This window comes from Shewanella sp. 10N.7, from assembly GCF_020806285.1.
GTDB lineage: Bacteria > Pseudomonadota > Gammaproteobacteria > Enterobacterales > Shewanellaceae > Shewanella > Shewanella electrodiphila.
Window position 1 is genome coordinate 1 of sequence record NZ_JAJGZS010000078.1, and the last position, 416, is coordinate 416.

1 rRNA gene is annotated in these 416 nt (G+C 49.8%); it reads left to right on the plus strand.

The features are described from left to right. Positions 1–416: ribosomal RNA gene (locus tag LMH66_RS20280) — 23S ribosomal RNA — on the plus strand; the annotation flags it as partial.

Below are 416 nucleotides of genomic sequence, written 5' to 3' on the forward strand. Positions count from 1 at the left end.
CTAAGCTGCTGGCAGTCGCAGATACCAGGTGGCTGCAACTGTTTATCAAAAACACAGTACTGTGCAAAATCGCAAGATGACGTATACGGTATGACGCCTGCCCGGTGCTTGAAGGTTAATTGATTGGGTTATCTTCGGAGAAGCTCATGATCGAAGCCCAAGTAAACGGCGGCCGTAACTATAACGGTCCTAAGGTAGCGAAATTCCTTGTCGGGTAAGTTCCGACCTGCACGAATGGCGTAATGATGGCCACGCTGTCTCCAGCCGAGACTCAGTGAAGTTGAAATTGCGGTGAAGATGCCGTATACCCGCGGCTAGACGGAAAGACCCCGTGAACCTTTACTATAGCTTGGCACTGAACATTGAACCTACATGTGTAGGATAGGTGGGAGACTTTGAAGCTTCGTCGCTAGATG